The sequence below is a fragment of the Vagococcus vulneris genome (genome assembly GCF_003950515.1).
GTDB classification, from domain to species: domain Bacteria; phylum Bacillota; class Bacilli; order Lactobacillales; family Vagococcaceae; genus Vagococcus; species Vagococcus vulneris.
Genome location: NZ_NGJS01000012.1, coordinates 21,218 through 39,770 on the forward strand (window position 1 = coordinate 21,218; position 18,553 = coordinate 39,770).

The 18,553-nt window shown below is 35.2% G+C and carries 20 protein-coding genes; 16 read left to right on the forward strand and 4 right to left on the reverse strand.

Annotated features, from left to right (window positions below; genetic code table 11):
• Positions 1–19 precede the first annotated feature (19 nt).
• The 4 genes from CBF37_RS08485 to CBF37_RS08500 all read left to right on the forward strand — a co-directional run bounded on the left by CBF37_RS08485 (position 20) and on the right by CBF37_RS08500 (position 3,962).
• Complete coding sequence (locus CBF37_RS08485) at positions 20–568, forward strand: cysteine hydrolase family protein (RefSeq protein WP_125984320.1); 549 nt, start codon at positions 20–22, stop codon at positions 566–568.
• A gap of 248 nt (positions 569–816) precedes the next feature.
• Positions 817–2,025 (forward strand): efflux RND transporter periplasmic adaptor subunit, encoded by a 1,209-nt coding sequence (locus CBF37_RS08490; RefSeq protein ID WP_125984321.1) that lies wholly within the window; start codon positions 817–819, stop codon positions 2,023–2,025.
• A 1-nt stretch (position 2,026) separates the two neighbouring features.
• On the forward strand, positions 2,027–2,740 hold the full coding sequence (locus CBF37_RS08495) for an ABC transporter ATP-binding protein (RefSeq protein ID WP_125984322.1): 714 nt from the start codon (positions 2,027–2,029) through the stop codon (positions 2,738–2,740).
• Complete coding sequence (locus CBF37_RS08500) at positions 2,733–3,962, forward strand: ABC transporter permease (RefSeq protein WP_125984323.1); 1,230 nt, start codon at positions 2,733–2,735, stop codon at positions 3,960–3,962. The genes CBF37_RS08495 and CBF37_RS08500 overlap by 8 nt, the downstream gene beginning before the upstream one ends.
• A 45-nt stretch (positions 3,963–4,007) precedes the next feature.
• Here CBF37_RS08500 and CBF37_RS08505 read toward each other — a convergent pair whose 3' ends face one another.
• On the reverse strand, positions 4,008–5,057 hold the full coding sequence (locus CBF37_RS08505; protein WP_125984324.1) for a YeiH family protein: 1,050 nt from the start codon (positions 5,055–5,057) through the stop codon (positions 4,008–4,010).
• Positions 5,058–5,155: 98 nt separating this feature from the next.
• Between CBF37_RS08505 and CBF37_RS08510 the strand changes: the two genes are divergently transcribed.
• Positions 5,156–5,983: a LysR family transcriptional regulator gene (locus CBF37_RS08510; RefSeq protein ID WP_125984325.1), complete on the forward strand. Its 828-nt coding sequence runs from the start codon at positions 5,156–5,158 to the stop codon at positions 5,981–5,983.
• A gap of 36 nt (positions 5,984–6,019) precedes the next feature.
• Here CBF37_RS08510 and CBF37_RS08515 read toward each other — a convergent pair whose 3' ends face one another.
• Positions 6,020–6,565, reverse strand: a complete 546-nt coding sequence (locus tag CBF37_RS08515) for a TIGR01440 family protein (protein WP_125984326.1) — start codon at positions 6,563–6,565, stop codon at positions 6,020–6,022.
• A 404-nt stretch (positions 6,566–6,969) separates the two neighbouring features.
• Here CBF37_RS08515 and CBF37_RS08520 point away from each other — a divergent pair, with 404 nt between their 5' ends.
• Positions 6,970–7,923, forward strand: coding sequence for an NAD(P)-dependent oxidoreductase (locus CBF37_RS08520; RefSeq protein WP_165866673.1), 954 nt, complete (start codon positions 6,970–6,972; stop codon positions 7,921–7,923).
• Between the two features lie 42 nt (positions 7,924–7,965).
• Here CBF37_RS08520 and CBF37_RS08525 read toward each other — a convergent pair whose 3' ends face one another.
• Positions 7,966–8,985, reverse strand: coding sequence for a lactonase family protein (locus CBF37_RS08525; RefSeq protein WP_125984328.1), 1,020 nt, complete (start codon positions 8,983–8,985; stop codon positions 7,966–7,968).
• A gap of 193 nt (positions 8,986–9,178) precedes the next feature.
• Between CBF37_RS08525 and CBF37_RS08530 the strand changes: the two genes are divergently transcribed.
• The 5 genes from CBF37_RS08530 to CBF37_RS08545 all read left to right on the forward strand — a co-directional run bounded on the left by CBF37_RS08530 (position 9,179) and on the right by CBF37_RS08545 (position 12,775).
• Entirely contained in the window at positions 9,179–9,532 is a 354-nt protein-coding gene (locus tag CBF37_RS08530; protein ID WP_125984329.1) for a PTS glucitol/sorbitol transporter subunit IIA, read from the forward strand.
• 15 nt (positions 9,533–9,547) lie between these two features.
• Positions 9,548–10,735 (forward strand): AI-2E family transporter, encoded by a 1,188-nt coding sequence (locus CBF37_RS08535; protein WP_125984330.1) that lies wholly within the window; start codon positions 9,548–9,550, stop codon positions 10,733–10,735.
• Positions 10,736–11,199: 464 nt separating this feature from the next.
• A complete protein-coding gene (locus CBF37_RS11875) occupies positions 11,200–11,328 on the forward strand; it encodes a hypothetical protein (RefSeq protein ID WP_276309149.1) in 129 nt (42 codons plus the stop codon).
• Positions 11,329–11,483: 155 nt separating this feature from the next.
• On the forward strand, positions 11,484–11,762 hold the full coding sequence (locus tag CBF37_RS08540) for an extracellular solute-binding protein (RefSeq protein ID WP_125984331.1): 279 nt from the start codon (positions 11,484–11,486) through the stop codon (positions 11,760–11,762).
• Between the two features lie 275 nt (positions 11,763–12,037).
• The gene (locus tag CBF37_RS08545; RefSeq protein ID WP_125984332.1) at positions 12,038–12,775 is read left to right on the forward strand and encodes a glycerophosphodiester phosphodiesterase family protein; all 738 of its coding nucleotides are present in this window, start codon (positions 12,038–12,040) and stop codon (positions 12,773–12,775) included.
• Positions 12,776–12,827: 52 nt separating this feature from the next.
• Here the strand turns inward: CBF37_RS08545 and CBF37_RS08550 are convergent, their stop codons facing one another.
• Positions 12,828–13,439 (reverse strand): FMN-dependent NADH-azoreductase, encoded by a 612-nt coding sequence (locus tag CBF37_RS08550; protein WP_125984333.1) that lies wholly within the window; start codon positions 13,437–13,439, stop codon positions 12,828–12,830.
• Positions 13,440–13,620: 181 nt separating this feature from the next.
• Here CBF37_RS08550 and CBF37_RS08555 point away from each other — a divergent pair, with 181 nt between their 5' ends.
• Genes CBF37_RS08555 through glyA form a run of 5 tightly spaced genes read left to right on the forward strand, consistent with a single transcriptional unit; the run spans position 13,621 to position 18,514 of the window.
• Positions 13,621–14,232 carry a thymidine kinase gene (locus CBF37_RS08555; protein ID WP_125984334.1) on the forward strand — a complete coding sequence of 204 codons (612 nt, stop codon included), beginning with the start codon at positions 13,621–13,623 and terminating at the stop codon, positions 14,230–14,232.
• An 18-nt stretch (positions 14,233–14,250) separates the two neighbouring features.
• Positions 14,251–15,321, forward strand: coding sequence for a peptide chain release factor 1 (gene prfA, locus CBF37_RS08560; protein ID WP_125984335.1), 1,071 nt, complete (start codon positions 14,251–14,253; stop codon positions 15,319–15,321).
• Complete coding sequence (gene prmC, locus CBF37_RS08565; protein WP_125984336.1) at positions 15,314–16,153, forward strand: peptide chain release factor N(5)-glutamine methyltransferase; 840 nt, start codon at positions 15,314–15,316, stop codon at positions 16,151–16,153. The genes prfA and prmC overlap by 8 nt, the downstream gene beginning before the upstream one ends.
• 17 nt (positions 16,154–16,170) lie before the next feature.
• On the forward strand, positions 16,171–17,232 hold the full coding sequence (locus CBF37_RS08570; RefSeq protein WP_125984337.1) for an L-threonylcarbamoyladenylate synthase: 1,062 nt from the start codon (positions 16,171–16,173) through the stop codon (positions 17,230–17,232).
• 37 nt (positions 17,233–17,269) lie between these two features.
• Entirely contained in the window at positions 17,270–18,514 is a 1,245-nt protein-coding gene (gene glyA / locus CBF37_RS08575) for a serine hydroxymethyltransferase (protein ID WP_125984338.1), read from the forward strand.
• Positions 18,515–18,553 lie beyond the last annotated feature (39 nt).

Sequence of the window (18,553 nt, forward strand, 5' to 3'; positions counted from 1 at the left end):
AGGAGGTCGGTTAAATAATATGGAAGCTCTTATTTCAATTGATTACACGAATGATTTTGTTGCAACAGACGGAAAGTTAACAACGGGAGAAGCAGGTCAATCAATCGAGAAGGCTTTAAGTAAGTTGACAGAACAGTTCATTAAAAACAATGATTATGTTGTGTTTGCGATTGATGGACATGACGCACAAGACAGCTATCATCCTGAGAGTCGGCTATTTCCGCCTCACAATATTATCGGGACAGAGGGGCGTCGTTTGTACGGAACGCTACATCAGCTTTATGAAGATAATTCTGATTTAGAAACGGTATACTGGTTGGACAAACGTCATTATTCTGCATTTAGCGGAACGGATTTAGATATTCGCTTACGGGAACGAAAGATTACTACGATTCATTTAACGGGTGTCTGTACGGATATTTGTGTGCTTCATACAGCTATAGACGCTTATAACCTAGGGTATTCAATTGTAATACATGAATCCTGTGTACAGAGTTTTGATGAGATTGGGCATACTTGGGCGCTGACACATTTTAAAAATACTTTGAGTGCTCAAGTTGTTGAATAAATAAGTTAAACGTTTGCTGTTATGTTGCAGGAAACGTTTTTTATGTCATAAAAAATGGATTCATCTGCCACTAAAGTCAATTATTTCTATTGTTTGCAGCGTATTACTTTCTAAATTTGAAAGCGCTACGTTTGTGTTGTGACGTTCAAATAAATTATTTAATAACACGAAACATAAGTCTAAGGTCGCATGCGGATTGTTTGAGATTTGTATAAAATAAATTATATAAATATAAGGGAGTTGTCAGTATGAAAAAGAAAAGTAAGGTGTTAATCGGCAGTGGAATTTTTTTAGCAGTAATTGCTTCTGGAATAACTATTTTCAGTATGCGATCGGCGCCAGAACCAGCAGTTCCAGAAAATAAGATTGAGTTTTATACTGTTAAAGATATTGATCAGGTCTTTATCAATGGTGTTGTAACGCCAGTCCAATCTAAAGAGTTTACAAAAGATACAACGTTAGGCAAGCTTGGAGAGTTGAAAGTCAAAAATGGAGACTATGTGGAAGAGGGCACTTTGCTTTATCAATATGTAGATGACGCGACTAGCACACAAATAACTGATTTAAAATATCAGATTGAATCCACTCAAGCTGAAAAAGAGAAGGCTGCAAGGCAAATGAATTTAAAGATAAAAGAATTGACTAGCGGTCAAGCAGCAGCTCCAACAGGACTCAAAGAAAGTGAAGCGGGTGTAGAAACAGAAGCTTCGCCAGCTGCTACTCGCGAAAGTATAGAATTAGAGTATGATCTAAACAGCTTTGATATGAAAATGAATCAATTGCAAGCACAAATTAATGAATTAACTAATAAACAAGTCAATCAAGTAACCGCTCCTTTTGCAGGTGAAGTATCAATTCCTCAAGAGCAAAACAGAGACAGCGCTATTTTAACTCTAACTTCAACGGACTTTTATGTCCAAGGTCAGGTTAATGAACGAGACTTGGTAAAAATTAAAGAAAAACAACCTGCAGATGTTAAAACTATTGCCGGAGATAAGTTGTATAAAGGTGAAATTGTTTATATTGCTAACACGCCAGCTTCTAATGCTCAGGGAGCAGGAGATGCCGGAGGAGGAGCAGGCGGTGCAGCTAGTCAAGGCGGCTCAATGTCAAACTACATCGTTAAGTTAACTATTAAAGATGGTAAAGATATTAAAGAAGGCTACCACGTGCAAGCGTCAATTAAATTGAATGATGAAAAAATTGAAGTTCCGAAAGAAGTTGTTAAAACAGAGAATGGGAAATCATATGTTCTTGTGGATGATTTTGGCACCGTCTTACGTAAAGAAATAACAACAACAGACGAAGGAGCTACGAGAGGTAAAATTGTCGTCACTAGTGGCTTAGAATCATTAGATAAAGTGATCATGTCATCTGATAAACCTGTAAAAGAAGGAGATATGATTGACTCACCAGGTGATGTAATGGATTCATCAATGTCAGGGGAGGCGAAGTAATATGACTTACACTGACGAAAAGACACCGTTGATTGAATTAATTGGTATTAATAAATATTTTCCTATGGGTAAAACAAAATTGCATGTTTTAAAAGATTTAAATTTAACAATCGAACGTGGTGAATTTTTGATGATTATGGGCAAATCAGGAAGTGGAAAGACAACACTAATGAATATTATCGGATTTCTCGATAAGTTGTCAGACGGAGACTATCTTTTTGATAGCGAAGACGCATCTGAATTAAATGAAAATCAAAAATCACATTTGCGAAATGAATCCATTGGCTTTATCTTTCAACAATTTTTCTTAATTCAATCACTCAATGTTTCTCAAAATGTTGAATTACCGATGGTTTATGAAGGGAAACGCGGTGAAAAAGAAAGAAAAAAAGTAGCAAAAAGATATTTAGAGATGGTCGGCTTAACTGGAAAAGAAAAATCAAAAACCACTGAATTATCTGGTGGACAACAGCAGCGTGTAGCAATTGCCAGAGCCTTAGTCAATAATCCACTTTTAATTATGGCTGATGAACCAACAGGTGCGCTCGACAGTGAAACAAGCCGTGATATTATGGAAATATTATCAGAATTAAATAAAGAAGGTAAAACCATCGTCATGGTTACTCACGACAGAGATATGCGTAAATATGCTTCGCGTGTTGTTTATATGAAAGACGGTCTCTTCTTAACAGAGGAGGAGTTTGAAAATGCTTAAAAATCTATTGCTTAGTACATTTCTAAGCCTCAGGGCGCATAAATTACGTGTGTTTTTGACGATGGTCGGAATTATTATCGGGATTACAGCGGTTGTAACAGTTTCTTCAATCGGTGAAGGAATGAAACAAAGCAGTCTGAAACTATTGGAATCAGCTGATGCAAATTCATTACGCCTGAAATATAAAGTAGATGTGACTGATGATGAAATAGCAGCCAGTAAAGAATTTGATGAATTTGGTTTTAGCTTAATTGACATGAAAACACTTCGTCGTTTGGACAATGTTGATAATGTATCAGCTGATTACAGTATGGGTTTTGGCTCATCCGTTCAGAGTATCGATAGTAATATTGCTTTTTTTGAAAAACAAGGATCAGCCATGATTATGGCTAGCAAGAGTGCCAGCGAAAACAAGGTGGCTTATGGTCGTGATTTTTCTGCGCAAGATACAAATAAGTATTTGATTATATTAACTTATGACACGATGCTTAATGCTTTACAGATACAAGAACCAAAACAAATTTTGGGAAAAGCCATTGATGTAGACGGCTTAAAATTTCAAGTGGTTGGTATTAAAGAAAAAAATGAAGATAGTGGCATGATGGTTTCAAGTGAAACAGACTTTTTGAATGCTGTTCCTAAGGGAGCATTTAATGAGTTGGCTAAAAGTAAGCCAATTAATGCTGTTAAACTGCGAGTTAAAGATGGTGCTGATCGACAAGCGGTTGTTGATCAGGCTAATAAACTATTGAAAGAAAGTCATCCTGATTTGGTGGGAGTGTTTGAAGAAGATAAATCAAATGAAGAAATGCGTCAAGAAATGGAAAGCATGCTTCAAACAATTGTAATGGGCCTAATATTTATCACAGCTATCTCGTTGCTGGTCGGCGGAATTGGTGTTATGAACATCATGTATGTGTCGGTATCAGAACGAAAACGTGAAATTGGTATTCGTCGTGCAATTGGAGCAAAACCTTCTAGTATCTTAGCACAATTCTTATTGGAAGCGGCATTTATTACGTTGATAGGTGGAATTATTGGTATTTTACTTGGATGGGGAATTGCCTCGCTAATTACTTGGCTGACGCCGATGGAAGCAATTGTCAGTCTAAAAATGGCATTAATTTCTGCGGGTATTTCAGCTGGAATTGGCTTGTTCTTTGGGGTTATCCCGGCGATCAATGCGGCGAAAATGGATCCTATAAAAGCTATTTATCAATAAAATAAAACGCATCTTAGCCAAAAATCTTGACTAAGATGCGTTTGTTTATTTGACGTGAAAAATAAAAATCCAGATAATTGCTGAAATAACTTGAAGAACGCCTACTGACAGACCAAATATTAAAAATCGTTTTCCTTCTTTAAAGAAACGACTGAAGTCTAATCTCAAACCAATTGCAGCTAATGCGGTAATTTCAAACCAACCGCTGATACTATGTGATATTTGACTAACAATTGTTGGAATAGAAACAAAACTATTTAATAAACAGCAGAGTAAAAAGCCTAAAACATACCAAGGTAAAGGCAACTTAAATTTTTTAGTTGGTTGTTCTGCGTGATTATTAAACGTTTCAGTCATAGCTGAGGTGTCTTTATCAGCGATTTTACCAAAAATATAGACGACAGCTACAAGCATAATTATTCGCATAATTTTAAAAAGTGTTGCGTAGGTAACTACATCTTGGCTAACCATATTAGCACTTGCCACAACTTGTCCGACAGACTGTAGTATGCCACCGATCATAGCACTTTGAGTAATAACTTCTTGTGGATAGAGTTGAGTCGCAAGAATAGGTAAAAGTAGCATTAGGATTGTCCCCAGTAAATTAACTAAGGTAATGATTTGACCTTTTTCTTCTTCTCCAGCGTGAATTTCGGGAGCAATCGCACCAATGGCTGAAGAACCACAAACAGCATTGCCACCCGCCATTAAAAGTGTCATGCGTTTAGAAAAATTCAATTGGTGTCCAATGACGTAAACTCCGACAATGGTTGTTGTCATTTGAACAATGATGTAGCCGATGCCGTTCAATCCTAAAGTAGAAATTGTTTGAAATGTTACCGTCATTCCTAATAATACGACTGACCATTCTAAAAGCTTGCTTTCGGCTAACTTTGTTCCTCTGCCTAAAAAAGATTGTTTAAAAATTGTATTGCCTAAAAGAATACCAAGCAGAATAGCGATTGTTGCACCGCCAAGGGTGGGTAAGAAAATAGCAATTCCTTTGCTGACCCAAGCTACAATAAAAGATAAAATAAGTCCAGGTAAAAAAGATTTTTTTAATTGTTTCATATATGCCACACTTTCATTTGTCATTTAATAGTTCAAGTATACAAATATTTTAGTTATTTGAAAAATTAATTATTACTATATATACTATAAATAAATTAAATAGTATAGGTGGTACTAATTAGATGTTTAAATTACTTCAGACATTTCAGACAGCTTATGAAACTAGGAATTTTTCACATACAGCTGAGGAATTATTTATGTCGCAACCAGCAGTATCTAATCAAATTAAGCAACTGGAATTACAGTTAAATTGTGTCTTGTTCAAACGTATGGGTAAATCAGAGATGCGACCGACAAAAGCAGCTGAGATCTTATATGAACGTTTATTAGATTTATCAGATGATTGGCAAGATACATTAAAATTAATGCAAGAACAAGAAACAAAACAAGTGACTTGTCGTATGAGTGCTTCTAATACATTTGCCAGTTACTATTTACCGGCTTTAATGCCAGATTTGTTAGCAGCTTTTCCAACGGTTCAATTTGAATTGAGTATGGGAAACTCGGAAGAAGTGTTAGATAGTATTAAACGTCACGAAATCCATCTGGGATTTATTGAGAAACCATTACAAACACAAGGAATTGAAAGAGTTCCCCTGTTATCGGATGAATTAGTACTGGCTGGTAATTTAGAAAGTTCTCGTTGGCTGATCAGAGAGAAAGAGTCAGGTGTTTATCATTATACTTTGCGATATTTAACTGAAAATAACATAAATCCTAATTATATACTGGTCAAAAACAATGATATGATTATCGGATTGCTAAAACAAGGTATCGGTAAAAGTATCGTCTCGAAAAAGGCTATTCCACCGGAGTTGTCGTATCGTCATATCAATTCTGATTATCAGCGGTTATTTTATTTAATAAAGGGCAGTCATTTGATGGATGAAACGTATGAAGAAATAAAAAACTATATTGAAAACTATTATAAAAGAATTGAAAGGTATTGAATTCAAAGTGTCATTCAATACCTTTCTTTGATTAATTTAAATGTAGTTGGCTCTAGCACCACCGATTAGTTTTGGTCGTGAGCCGAGAGCAGTAACATGAGCTTCACCTAGCGTGTCTAAAATTGGCCGAATTGGAATTTGTACGTGTTTAATATGCATACCTATAGCTGTGTCACCGATATCAATACCAGCTTTTGCAGTGATATGTTCTAATTGAACGGGCTGATTCATAATCTTATGGGCAGCTGTAGCACAAGCACCTCCGGCTTTTAAAATAGGTACAACAGAAACAATATCATAAGGCTGTTCTTTAGCAGTTATCGATTCAACCGTCAGTGACCTATTAATGTGTTCACACCCTTGTACAGCTAAACGAATTCCACGTTCTGTTAGTAAGTTATATAGCGTAGTGACAATTGTTTCGCCAATATCAGCGCTTGTAGCCTTACCGATATATTTGCCGATTATTTCGCTGGAACTGCAGCCGAGTACAAATATATCACCTTCTTTAACATCGGCTTTCTTTAAAATATCCAATGTAATGGCTGTTAAATCGTCAATTAGTTGTTTGTCTGAAATCATAAATTATCCCATTCTTTCTGAAAATTTAATTATTTATTTTAGTATATCACAGTGTCAAGATAAGCAAAGCAGAGTAATATTATAATAATAAAATGCTCATTGATAATTATGCAGGTAATAATAAAAAGAAAAAATATGATATACTTTATTAAATAAACAAAGTAATTTATAAGATTGAGGCAACTCTAATGAAATCAATAAACATAAGAGAAAAGAATTAGAAAGTCAATTAAAAGTAAGGATTAAAAAGGATTATGTAAGCAATTAAAGATACATACACCCGAATCTAGAATGTTGAGAATCTAAGAGTTTTAGTGAAATCTGAGTGGTAGATTAATAGTAAAATATTTCTGAAGCCTGGCTAAAAGTGGTGAATTATAACAAATTATGGAGGTAATAAAATCGTGAAAAAGATATTGGCTGTAGCAAAACATATCCCATTAAATCAAGTGACTGAATTGCAAAAGGAATTTTTAAATTATCAAGTGTCATACGCACAGGATTTAGAGACGGCAGATTATCCGTCTATCGAAATTATGTACGGCTGGTCTGCATCTTTGGGAAAAAAATTGTTGAAATTAACTGATAGTCATCTAAAATGGATTCAAGCAGAGTCAGCTGGTGTAAATCAATTTGACCAAGCACTATTGGCTAAAAAAAACATCCTCCTTTCAAATGCTAGCGGTATTCATGGGCAGCAAATGAGTGAATCAATTTTAGGAATGATTTTCGCATATACTCGTCAGATTAGACAGAGTATTTTAAATCAAGAAGTGGCAGAATGGCAGCATGCATTGCCAACCACAGATTTAGCTGGTAAGCAAATTGTTATTTTGGGAACCGGACATATTGGTCAAGTATTAGCTAAAACATTAAGTGTGTTTGATGTTACAGTGACTGGTGTTAATCGAAGCGGTCAGAACTATGATTATTTTGATAGCATTATTAAACATGAAGAATTACCAAACAAGCTGAGTCAATTTGATATCCTCATATCACTTTTACCAGAAACGAATGAAACTTTAAACTTTTTTAACAGGGAATTTTTTAAGATGGTAAAAAAAGGTGTCATCTTTATAAACGCCGGCAGGGGTAGTGCTGTTGATGAATCGGTTTTAATTGAGGCATGTCAAACAGGAATTGTCAGTTTTGCTGGGTTAGATGTTGTTAAGCACGAACCTCTTCCTAAAACAAGTGATTTATGGGAACAACCAAATATTTTAATTATTCCTCACTTAGCAGGATCGACAGATCAATATTTTAACCGTTTATTTCCAATTTTTAAAGAAAATCTACAATTATTTGAACAAACTGGTGACATTATTCGTAATAAAATAGATTTAACAAAAGGCTATTAATTAAATTAAAAACGGCTGACCATTTTTGGGTCAGCCGTTTTTTTAGACGAATTTAACACAGACCACTTCGGGTGCGTAAACATCTTTTTGCAGTAACGTTAATTTTCCCGATTCAGTATCGCGACTGAATAATGTCAGATTATCACTGTTCTGGTTAGCGACAACAATATGCGTCTCATCAGGACTTAAATTGAAATCACGAGGGAAATCACCTTCAACTGAAATATGCTGAATTAATGATAATTGTTCCCCTTGATTATCTGTTTTGAAGACGGCAATAGAATTATGTCCACGATTTGAGACATAGACGAACTTTCCGTCTTTAGAGATACGAATGGCAGCTCCGCCGTTAAAATCATTGTAATCTTCGGGTAGTGTTGAGATAGCTTGCAACTGAGTAAAAGCACCAGTTGATTTATCATATCTTAGAACAAAAACATCGCTGGATAACTCGCCAAAAAGATAAGCAATTTCTTTATTCGGATGAAAAATAAGATGTCTTGGACCACAACCTGGTTGAGCGTTAAAAGAAGCAGCTTCAGTTAAATGACCATCATCAGACACGTCATAAGTATAGACAGTATCATTGCCCAAATCACAGGCTGCCAGCCGATGATCAGGAGTTAAATCAATATAATGTGCATGCGGTCCATCTTGGTTTTCATGGGGGCCAGTTCCTTCGTGTTGAATTGTATCAGCTAATTCAATACCGCCATCTTTTAAAATACGGTAACTTTTTAAAATTCCTTGATGATAGTTGGCACCGTAAACCAATTGCCTCTTATTATCAACTGCAACGTAACATGGCGGTGCACCAACGGCTGTCACTTTATTAATAAAGGTCAAATTGCCGTCTGGATTTCGTGTATAAGCTGAAATACCGCCTTTTTCACCATCCTTAGTCACGCTGTATAAATAATTGTCTGTTGTATCCAAATATGTTGGATTATCTTCTTTGATCAATAATGATAAATTTTCTAATATCTGGTTGTTAAGGTCAATCGTATATATTCCTTGACTTTCTCTGCGTGTATAACTACCTAATAGTATTTTTTTAGTCATGTGAACACCCTTTCAGATTTGATTAAGTCGATTATAACATACTCATTTTTTTTATGAAAAGAAACCTATCTTAATAAAATTTTTCTGTTTTTAACTAAGCTGCCACTTTAAAGTAAAATACTAGTTCCAATAATGTTTTATGCTATAATGATGTGTAGTACGGTTAAAAAATATAATTACGAGGAGATACACCATGATTAAATCAGTTGTAAAAAATGTGGGCAATCAGGCTTTAAGTCCAGAAGATAATTTAGTTGTTTTATTTAATACTAACGCTACACCAAATCTATCTGAATTTTGTGTACTGCAAGAAGTAGAAGAAAATGCATCTTTTGATTTATCAATAGGTGATGCTATTTCTTTTGATGATCAAACATATACCATTAAATTTGTTGGTCCTTTAGCAAATCGAGACCTAAATGATTTATCACATACATCGATCTTCTTTCAAGAGGTACCTACTGATAATCAAATTGCTAATGCACTTTATGTTGAACCGCATAAAATGCCAATCATTTCAGAAGGTACAGTTATCACATTTTCATAGTATGGAGGGAGTTTTATGTCAGAACATGATAATCAATCGGGATTAAAAACATGGTTTGATAAGTGGTTTCTAAACAATAAATTAGTCACAGGACTGCTAATTATCATTTTATCACTAATCACCATTATGCTTTTCCAGCAAGTATCTGGTTTGTTTAGACCGATTGCACAGTTTATCGGAATTGTCGGTTTGCCAATAGTGATATCTGGATTACTCTATTATTTACTTAATCCGATTGTGGATATTATGGAGCGTCGTGGCATACGTCGAATAATTACAATCACTATTCTTTTTGTTTTAATTATTGGTTTGATTACATGGGGCATTTTAATTTTAATTCCCAAAATAGAAAATCAAACACAAAGTTTTATTAAAAATTGGCCAGTCTATTGGCATACGATTGAAACTAAAGTATCAGAGATATTGAATATGCCGATATTTGATAAATACGGGGCATCGATTGAAAAATCTATTACTGATTTTACCGATTCAATCAGTAAATTAGCAAGTACAGCAGCTAAATCAATATCAGGTAATGCATTTAAAGGTATCGGGAGTATTGTTGGTGCGGTTGCTAGCGTTGTCGTAACTATTGTGACGGTTCCGTTTATTCTGTTTTATCTACTAAAAGACGGGAAGAAATTAATGCCTTATACAACTCAGTTTCTTCCAACACGATTTAGAGAACCAACAAGCCGAATACTAAAAGATATCAATAATGTTCTATCTTCTTATGTTCGTGGGCAAGTTACTGTGGCAATCGGTGTGGCACTTATTTTTATGATTGGACTTTCGATTATTGGAATGGATTATAGTGTGACGTTAGGAATCTTAGCTGGAGTGCTCAATCTGATACCGTTTTTAGGTTCAGCACTGGCGATGATACCAATTATTGTTCTTGCGATGGTCAGCGGACCTAAGATGCTGTTGGCTGTTATTGTAGTGTTTGTTATCGAACAGACTCTTGAGGGGAAAGTTATTTCACCATTAGTTTTAGGCAATCAATTAAATGTTCATCCCCTAACTATTATATTTGTTTTATTAACGGCCGGAAAATTATTTGGTGTTGTTGGTGTCATCTTAGGAATACCAGGATATGCCGCAATTAAAGTCATCGTGATGCATACTTTTAGATGGTACCAAGAAGTATCTGGATTGTATGAACCTAAAGACTATATAAAATTAAAAGAATACGATAGTTAATATTATCTAGGCAGATAATCCATGCGGTTATCTGTCTTTTTTGATACTATCAAATCAGACAAAGTATCTGTTGGATATGGTAAGTAACGCAGTCCATAATAATCTTTGTGTTGAAAGGTAGATATTAGAGATATGAGAAAATTTTTTCGAGACTAGTCCATCTGAATAATATTGAACTAGAGATTCGTTCAGCTAATGAATTTGTTATTTGTCTCTACAAGAAATTAATCTTTGTGAAATATTAAATTTATAGTGACCATCTGAAAGAAGATATTATTTCAAAATAAAAAATGCTAAAAGCCTTTAAATAATTTTGTTAATTGTTCGAAGTCTTTTTATCTTTTTAAAATAATGTAAAGTAACAATAAGATAATTTACAACTTTTTTCAATAAACAACGAAATATTTACTTAATTTTTACGAGCAGGTGGTAAATTGAAGGTAATTAAAGGGAGGATAAAATTTATGACAGTAATTGAATTGACAAATATTTCTAAATCATTTAATGGACAGAAAAAAGTACTAAATGATATCAGTTTATATGTAAATCCAAAGGGATTTTTTCGTGCTAGTTGGTCTTTCAGGTTGTGGTAAGAGTACGCTGTTATGGACTGTGGCGGGAATATGACAAAATAGGAACACCGACAGAAGTCACATTTAATAATGAAAACATTATTCAGATGACGTAATGGGTGACAGACATGATTTAAGAAGAGACATTTGTCAATTACGGAACAAACGGTACTAATATGTCAGCTGGTTTCTTACGCGAAGAGCTCGCTATGTTTATTAATTCATCTGTAGTTGCTAAGCAGATTTTTGGTACTGCATATTTTGAGGTTGGCATCGGGTATTTACTTCATACTGAAGCAAAAGATAGCATCGGTGTAGCAATCGGTGGTGCAAGTGTATGGATTACAAAAAATAAAACGCAAGCTGAAGTTGATGGTGCGTGGGATTTCATGAAATACACAATAACGCCAAAAATTCAGGAGAAATGGCATTTAGACATGAGCTATTTCCAGTAAATACATTAGCTTATGAAGAAGACGTCTAAAAACAGCTTATAAAAAAATCCGGCAATGAAACTGACTGCTGTTCAGTTGCATTCTACTGAAAATATTCTTGCAACATAAGGTGTATTGACTAATGTGATTATAGACGCACGCCAAATTATTGAGGTAGATATGGACAGCATTTATAATGGAGACGATGAAAAAGAAACGATCAATCAAGTATCTAAAGATATTAATCAAGTGTTGAAGTAATCAAACCGTTCAAATGGTAAAATGGAGGGAAAATTTTGAAGATTTTCGCACATCGTGGCAGTAAAGGAACTCATCCGGAAAATACTTTGGCAGCAATTGAAGAAGCTGTCAAAATAGGAAGCGATGGAATTGAAATTGATATTCATTTGTCAAAAGATCGAGAACTAATTGTCATTCATGATGAGACGCTTAATCGGACAACTGATAAAAAGGGGGCTATTCATCAATTAAATTTAACTGAGATTAAGCAAGCTGATGCGGGTAGTTGGTTTTCAACAGAGTTTTTCTCTGAACCTATACCAACATTAAATGAGGTATGCGATTTATTAAATAGACTGAACTATCGAGGTGTTTTGAATATTGAATTAAAAACAGATATTTATTCTTACGATGGAATTGAGACGATAGTTAATGAATTAATGAATGGGCAGTCACAACAATTTACGTTTATTTATTCAAGTTTTAATTTGGCAACTTTAGAAAGATTACACCAGATAGATAAAAAAACAGATAAAGCTTGGATTATGGAAGGACGACAAAGTGAGTTACAGCAGGCTCGTGCGACTGAATTTATTAATGCGATTCATCCGCATTATTTCGCTGTAACGCATAACAAAACGCATATTGAAGCATGTGGGCAGCTGGTGAGACCATGGACTGTTAATAAACAGCGAACTATGAAAAGGCTGTTGATGGAAAAAATTGAAGGATTCCATACTGACTTTCCTAAAGAAGCTATTCACCTACGTAATAGTGTATTATCGATAAACTAAAAAAACCCACTGACTAGTTTTGAGCAAACATTAGTCAGATGGATTTTTTTTATTAAAAATTGATGCCGGCTTTGTGTGCCTCAGCCAATGCTTTTCCTAATATTTCGTCACGTTGTTCTGGATGATGATCAATGCCTTCGATATATAATTGTCCTTTGTCTGTTACACCGATAAAAGCAAAGATGTTTTCGATATATTGAGATGATGGATCTTGACCATCGTACATACCGCCGCTTGATTGAATATGGAATAATTTTTTATTTTCAGTTAATGGAACAGGACCGGTTTCAGTGTATTTAAAAGTTTTACCTGCGACATTAATGGTGTCTATCCAAGCTTTTAAACGTGTTGGAATGTTTAAGTTCCATAATGGGTTAGCAATAACAATTTTATCAGCTGCTAGAAATTGATCAGTTAATTCAGCAAAACGAGCCACTTTGGCTGATTGTTCTTCAGTTAACTCAATACCTTGTACTGCATTTGACCAACCGCTTAACATATCACCGTCAATTTCCGGTACATAATCATTATAGACATCTAAAATAGTAACAGTATCATCAGCATGGCTACTTCGGTATCCATCTAAGAAAGCTTCTAAAGCTTGTATTGATTTAGAATCTTTTGATGATAAAGGGTGTGACTTAATAACTAATACATTTGACATAATTCATTCCTCACTGTTAATTAATAATTTTTATACTTATAATTAATAAGTAATTAAACTATAACTTACAAAATTAAAAGAGTAAAGCGTTTCATCTTTTTATCCTTCATTTTACACGTCTTCTAGATGATTTTTTTTTTATTATCAAGTATACTATCATAGAAGATACGGAGGTAGCAGGATGGCGCAATTATTTTTTAAGTATGGAGCAATGAACAGCGGTAAAACAATTGAAATCTTAAAGGTCGCTCATAATTATGAAGAGCAGAATAAACATGTTGTCTTAATGACTAGTGGGATTGATACTAGAGATGAAATAGGTATCATTTCAAGCCGTATTGGTCTAAGGAGAGAGGCAATACCGATTTTTAGCGAAACAGATGTGTATAAGACTGTTCAAAGATTACCATTCAAACCATATTGTGTCTTGGTTGATGAATCGCAATTTTTAGAAAAACATCATGTCATTGAGTTGGCACGCGTGGTTGATGAATTAGGTATTCCTGTTATGGCATTCGGTTTGAAGAATGATTTTAGAAATGAATTATTTGAAGGCTCTAAATATTTATTATTATATGCTGATAAATTGGAAGAACTTAAAACGATCTGCTGGTTTTGTCATAAAAAGGCGACAATGAATCTGCGTATGAATAATAATCAGCCAGTTTATGATGGTGCCCAAATTCAAATTGGTGGCAATGAATCATATTTTCCAGTATGTCGTAAACATTATGTGAATCCCCCTTGTGGCGATACCAAAAAAACTGTTACACTAGGTGATGAGGAAAATTAAAGGAGACGGAGAAAAAATATGTTTGATCAATTACAGGCAGTGGAAGATCGTTACGAAGAATTAGGCGAGCTATTAAGCGATCCCGAGGTAATATCTGATACAAAGCGTTTTATGGAATTATCGAAAGAAGAAGCAGGAACACGAGAAACAGTTGAAGTTTATCGCCGTTATAAACAAGTTATCAGCGGTATTACTGAAACAGAAGAGTTGTTGGGAGAAAAGTTAGATGCCGATTTACAAGAAATGGCTAAAGAAGAATTATCTGATTTGAAAGAAGAAAAAGATGTTCTTGAGGAAAAGATGAAAATATTATTGTTACCTAAAGATCCAAATGATGGTAAAAATATTATTATGGAAATCCGTGGGGCTGCCGGCGGAGATGAAGCAGCTTTATTTGCCGGAGATTTATTTGAAATGTATCAAAGTTATGCTATCGCTCAAGGTTGGAAATTTGAAGTAATGGATGCGAATATTACTGATATTGGTGGTTATAAAGAAGTGACAATTATGATTACGGGCGACAGTGTTTTCTCGAAATTAAAATATGAAAGTGGTGCACATCGTGTGCAACGTGTTCCTTCGACAGAATCTCAAGGTCGTGTTCACACATCAACAGCAACAGTTGTTGTATTGCCCGAGGCTGAGGAAGTCGAATTAAACTTAGAAGATAAAGACATTCGTGTGGATATCTACCATGCTAGTGGTGCCGGCGGACAACATGTTAATAAGACCGCTTCTGCTGTTCGTTTGACACATTTGCCGACCGGTATTGTTGTGGCAATGCAAGATGAACGATCTCAATTAAAAAATCGTGAAAAAGCCATGAAAATTTTGCGCGCACGCGTATATGATCAGTTGCAACACGAAAATCAAAGTGAATATGATGCCAATCGTAAATCTGCGGTGGGTACTGGGGACCGTTCAGAACGTATCCGTACATATAACTTTCCGCAAAATAGGGTGACAGACCACCGAATCGGTTTGACAATCCAAAAACTAGACCAGATTTTAGCTGGGAAACTGGATGAAATTATTGATGCTTTAGTTATTTATGATCAAACAGCAGCATTGGAGAAGTTGAATGGATAGTGTACAAACTTACGTTGAAGTCCTAAAGTGGGCTTCTTCTTTTTTAAAAGAAAATGGGAAGGATGCATTTTTAGCTGAGTATCTCCTACTTGAGCGATTAGGCTGGAATAAAACACAGCTCTTAGTGTCATTTAAAAAAATTATGAAACCAGTTGAGTTAAAACAATTTCGAGAAGATATTGCTCAAGTTGTTTCTGGAATACCGGCGCAATATGTTATCGGATCGACAGAATTCTATGGAAATCGATTTAAAGTGACCACTGACACCCTTATTCCCAGACCAGAAACGGAAGAACTTGTGGAATTGTGTTTGCAAGAAAATAAAGCCCCTGTTTTAAACGTTGTTGATATTGGAACTGGAACTGGAGTTATCGGTTTATCATTGAAGTTAAACCGACCGGATTGGCATGTGACACTAATTGATATTTCAAAGGCTGCGTTATCTGTTGCTGCTGACAACGCTAAAAAGTTAGCACTTGATGTTGATTTAATTGAAAGTAATGTTTTGACACAATACAAAGGTTCAAAATTGGATATTATCATCTCAAACCCGCCCTATATTTCATACTTTGAAGAGGCGGTGATGGATGAAAGTGTGAAAGAATATGAACCAAATACAGCTTTATTTGCTGAAGATAACGGATTAGCTGTTTATAAGGATATCGCAAAAGAGGCGCAGTATCACTTAAAACCAAAAGGTAAAATATATTTAGAAATCGGTTATTTACAAGGAAATGCGGTAAAAAAGATTTTTCAACAGGCGTTTCCAGAAAAACAAGTTGATGTGATAAAAGATTTAAACAAACATGATCGATTGGTTCGTGTTGGTTAAGTAAGGAAGTTATACATATGCAGACAAAAATTTTAAAACTAAATGATATGAATGATGCGGTAAAGGCAATTCAAGCAGGTCAGTTAATTGCTTTTCCGACAGAGACGGTTTATGGCTTGGGGGCCGATGCACTAAATGAAGATGCTGTTAAAGCTGTTTATGCAGCAAAAGGTCGACCAAGCGATAATCCGCTGATTGTTCATGTATCAAGTGAATCAGAACTTATACCGTTTGTTAAAGAGATATCGGCTGATGCCCAAAAATTAATGGATACATTTTGGCCAGGGCCACTCACGTTGATTTTTAAACTAAAAGATGAAAATAGTCTGCCAAAAGCAGTAACAGGTGGATTAGAAACAGCGGCTTTTCGGATGCCTGATAAAGAGGTGACACGTGATTTGATAAAACAATCTGGTCGAGTTCTGGTCGGACCAAGTGCTAACTCGTCAGGAAAACCAAGTCCGACTCAGGCAAGTCATGTGTTAGATGATTTGTTTGGAAAAATTTATGGGGTGATTGATGATGGGCCTTGCCGTGTTGGTGTTGAATCAACCGTTATCGACGTGTCTGCTGTGACAGCTCTACCGACAATTTTGCGCCCTGGTGTGATTACAAAAGAACAGATTGAGACCGAAATCGGCCCAGTTTTAATTGATAAACATTTAATTGATCAGCAAGAGGTACCTAAATCACCTGGTATGAAATATAAACATTATTCACCTGATACACCGGTGATTATGATTGATACTCTATCTGAAAAAGTATGGTTAGACTGTGTGGAAAAATTAAGTCAACATAATAAAGCAATTGGTATCTTGGCACATGGAGACTTAGTTAACAAGTTATACTCTTCTGCCGATGTTGCGACTTTTAAGTTATCGGTAGATGAAAAAAGTGTTAGTGAAGCTGCAAAAAATTTGTTTGCAGGATTACGTTATTTAGACCGTTTAAAGCCAAATTTAGATGTTATTTTAGCGGAAGTTTATCCGGAAGTCGATGAAGGTACGGCTTACATGAATCGTTTGAATAAAGCAGCCGGAGGAAAAGTGTATTCAACCAAAGAAATTGAGAATTTATGATACAATAGAGAAAATATTATCGATGAGGGGTGCTAGTATGACACAAGACTATCGTGAAGAGGATATAGCAATTTGGGAAGCAATTGATCAGGAAAAAAATCGTCAAGAAAATAATATTGAATTGATTGCATCAGAAAATTTTGTTTCTGAAGGCGTAATGCATGCACAAGGTAGTGTATTAACTAATAAATATGCAGAAGGTTATCCTGAACGCAGATATTATGGTGGTTGTGAGTTTGTTGACGTTGTTGAGCAATTAGCTATTGATCGAGCGTGCGAATTGTTTGGAGCAAGTTATGCCAATGTTCAACCGCATTCTGGTTCACAAGCCAATACAGCAGCGTATATGGCGTTATTAGAACCGGGAGATACAATATTAGGTATGGATTTAACATCAGGAGGTCATTTGACCCATGGCTCACCTGTTAATTTTAGCGGTAAAACCTATAATTTTGTATCATACGGAGTTGATCCGATAACTGAGGTTATTGATTATGATGTCTTAACGATTTTAGCAAGAAAACATCGTCCAAAATTAATTGTTGCCGGAGCGAGTGCTTATTCACGTGAAATTAATTTCAAAAAATTTAAAGAAATTGCTGATAGTATTGATGCTAAACTTATGGTGGATATGGCTCATATTGCTGGGTTAGTAGCGAGCGGTTTACATCAAAATCCAGTACCATATGCAGATGTAGTTACATCAACGACACATAAAACTTTAAGAGGACCACGTGGCGGCTTAATCTTGACAAATGACGAAGCCTTAGCAAAAAAAATAAATAGTGCTATTTTCCCAGGTATTCAAGGTGGTCCGTTAGAACATGTTATTGCTGCAAAAGCTATTGCTTTTAAAGAAGCTTTGCAGCCAGAATTTAAAGAGTATTCAAAAAAAGTTATTGCAAATGCAAAAGTAATGGCAAGGGTCTTTAACCAGGCAAAAGAATCTCGTTTAATTAGCGGGGATACGGATAATCATTTATTATTGGTTGACGTCAGTGGTTTCGGCATTACAGGGAAGCAAGCTGAAGCTATTTTAGATAGTGTTAATATTACAGTCAATAAAAATACAATTCCTTTCGAGAGTTTGAGTCCTTTTCAAACAAGCGGAATCCGAGTTGGTACACCAGCAATTACTACGAGAGGTTTTAGTGAAGAAGATGCTGAAAAAGTCGCAATGCTGATTGTTGAGTCGCTACGCCACCATGAAAATGAGTCAATACTAGCGTCTGTAAGAGAACATGTTGATGGATTAGTCAAAAAAAATCCACTTTATAAGTAAAAAGCGGGCAATTGACTAGTCAATTGCCTTTTTTTCCGT

Excerpts from the sequence above, each read along its gene's own strand:
- CBF37_RS08485 (WP_125984320.1), top strand. The coding sequence starts at position 20 with ATGGAAGCTCTTATTTCAATTGATTACACGAATGATTTTGTTGCAACA.
- CBF37_RS08490 (WP_125984321.1), top strand. The coding sequence starts at position 817 with ATGAAAAAGAAAAGTAAGGTGTTAATCGGCAGTGGAATTTTTTTAGCA.
- CBF37_RS08495 (WP_125984322.1), top strand. The coding sequence starts at position 2,027 with ATGACTTACACTGACGAAAAGACACCGTTGATTGAATTAATTGGTATT.
- CBF37_RS08500 (WP_125984323.1), top strand. The coding sequence starts at position 2,733 with ATGCTTAAAAATCTATTGCTTAGTACATTTCTAAGCCTCAGGGCGCAT.
- CBF37_RS08505 (WP_125984324.1), bottom strand. The coding sequence starts at position 5,057 with ATGACAAATGAAAGTGTGGCATATATGAAACAATTAAAAAAATCTTTT.
- CBF37_RS08510 (WP_125984325.1), top strand. The coding sequence starts at position 5,156 with ATGTTTAAATTACTTCAGACATTTCAGACAGCTTATGAAACTAGGAAT.
- CBF37_RS08515 (WP_125984326.1), bottom strand. The coding sequence starts at position 6,565 with ATGATTTCAGACAAACAACTAATTGACGATTTAACAGCCATTACATTG.
- CBF37_RS08525 (WP_125984328.1), bottom strand. The coding sequence starts at position 8,985 with ATGACTAAAAAAATACTATTAGGTAGTTATACACGCAGAGAAAGTCAA.
- CBF37_RS08530 (WP_125984329.1), top strand. The coding sequence starts at position 9,179 with ATGATTAAATCAGTTGTAAAAAATGTGGGCAATCAGGCTTTAAGTCCA.
- CBF37_RS08535 (WP_125984330.1), top strand. The coding sequence starts at position 9,548 with ATGTCAGAACATGATAATCAATCGGGATTAAAAACATGGTTTGATAAG.
- CBF37_RS11875 (WP_276309149.1), top strand. The coding sequence starts at position 11,200 with ATGACAGTAATTGAATTGACAAATATTTCTAAATCATTTAATGGACAG.
- CBF37_RS08540 (WP_125984331.1), top strand. The coding sequence starts at position 11,484 with ATGTCAGCTGGTTTCTTACGCGAAGAGCTCGCTATGTTTATTAATTCA.
- CBF37_RS08550 (WP_125984333.1), bottom strand. The coding sequence starts at position 13,439 with ATGTCAAATGTATTAGTTATTAAGTCACACCCTTTATCATCAAAAGAT.
- CBF37_RS08555 (WP_125984334.1), top strand. The coding sequence starts at position 13,621 with ATGGCGCAATTATTTTTTAAGTATGGAGCAATGAACAGCGGTAAAACA.
- prfA (WP_125984335.1), top strand. The coding sequence starts at position 14,251 with ATGTTTGATCAATTACAGGCAGTGGAAGATCGTTACGAAGAATTAGGC.
- prmC (WP_125984336.1), top strand. The coding sequence starts at position 15,314 with ATGGATAGTGTACAAACTTACGTTGAAGTCCTAAAGTGGGCTTCTTCT.
- CBF37_RS08570 (WP_125984337.1), top strand. The coding sequence starts at position 16,171 with ATGCAGACAAAAATTTTAAAACTAAATGATATGAATGATGCGGTAAAG.
- glyA (WP_125984338.1), top strand. The coding sequence starts at position 17,270 with ATGACACAAGACTATCGTGAAGAGGATATAGCAATTTGGGAAGCAATT.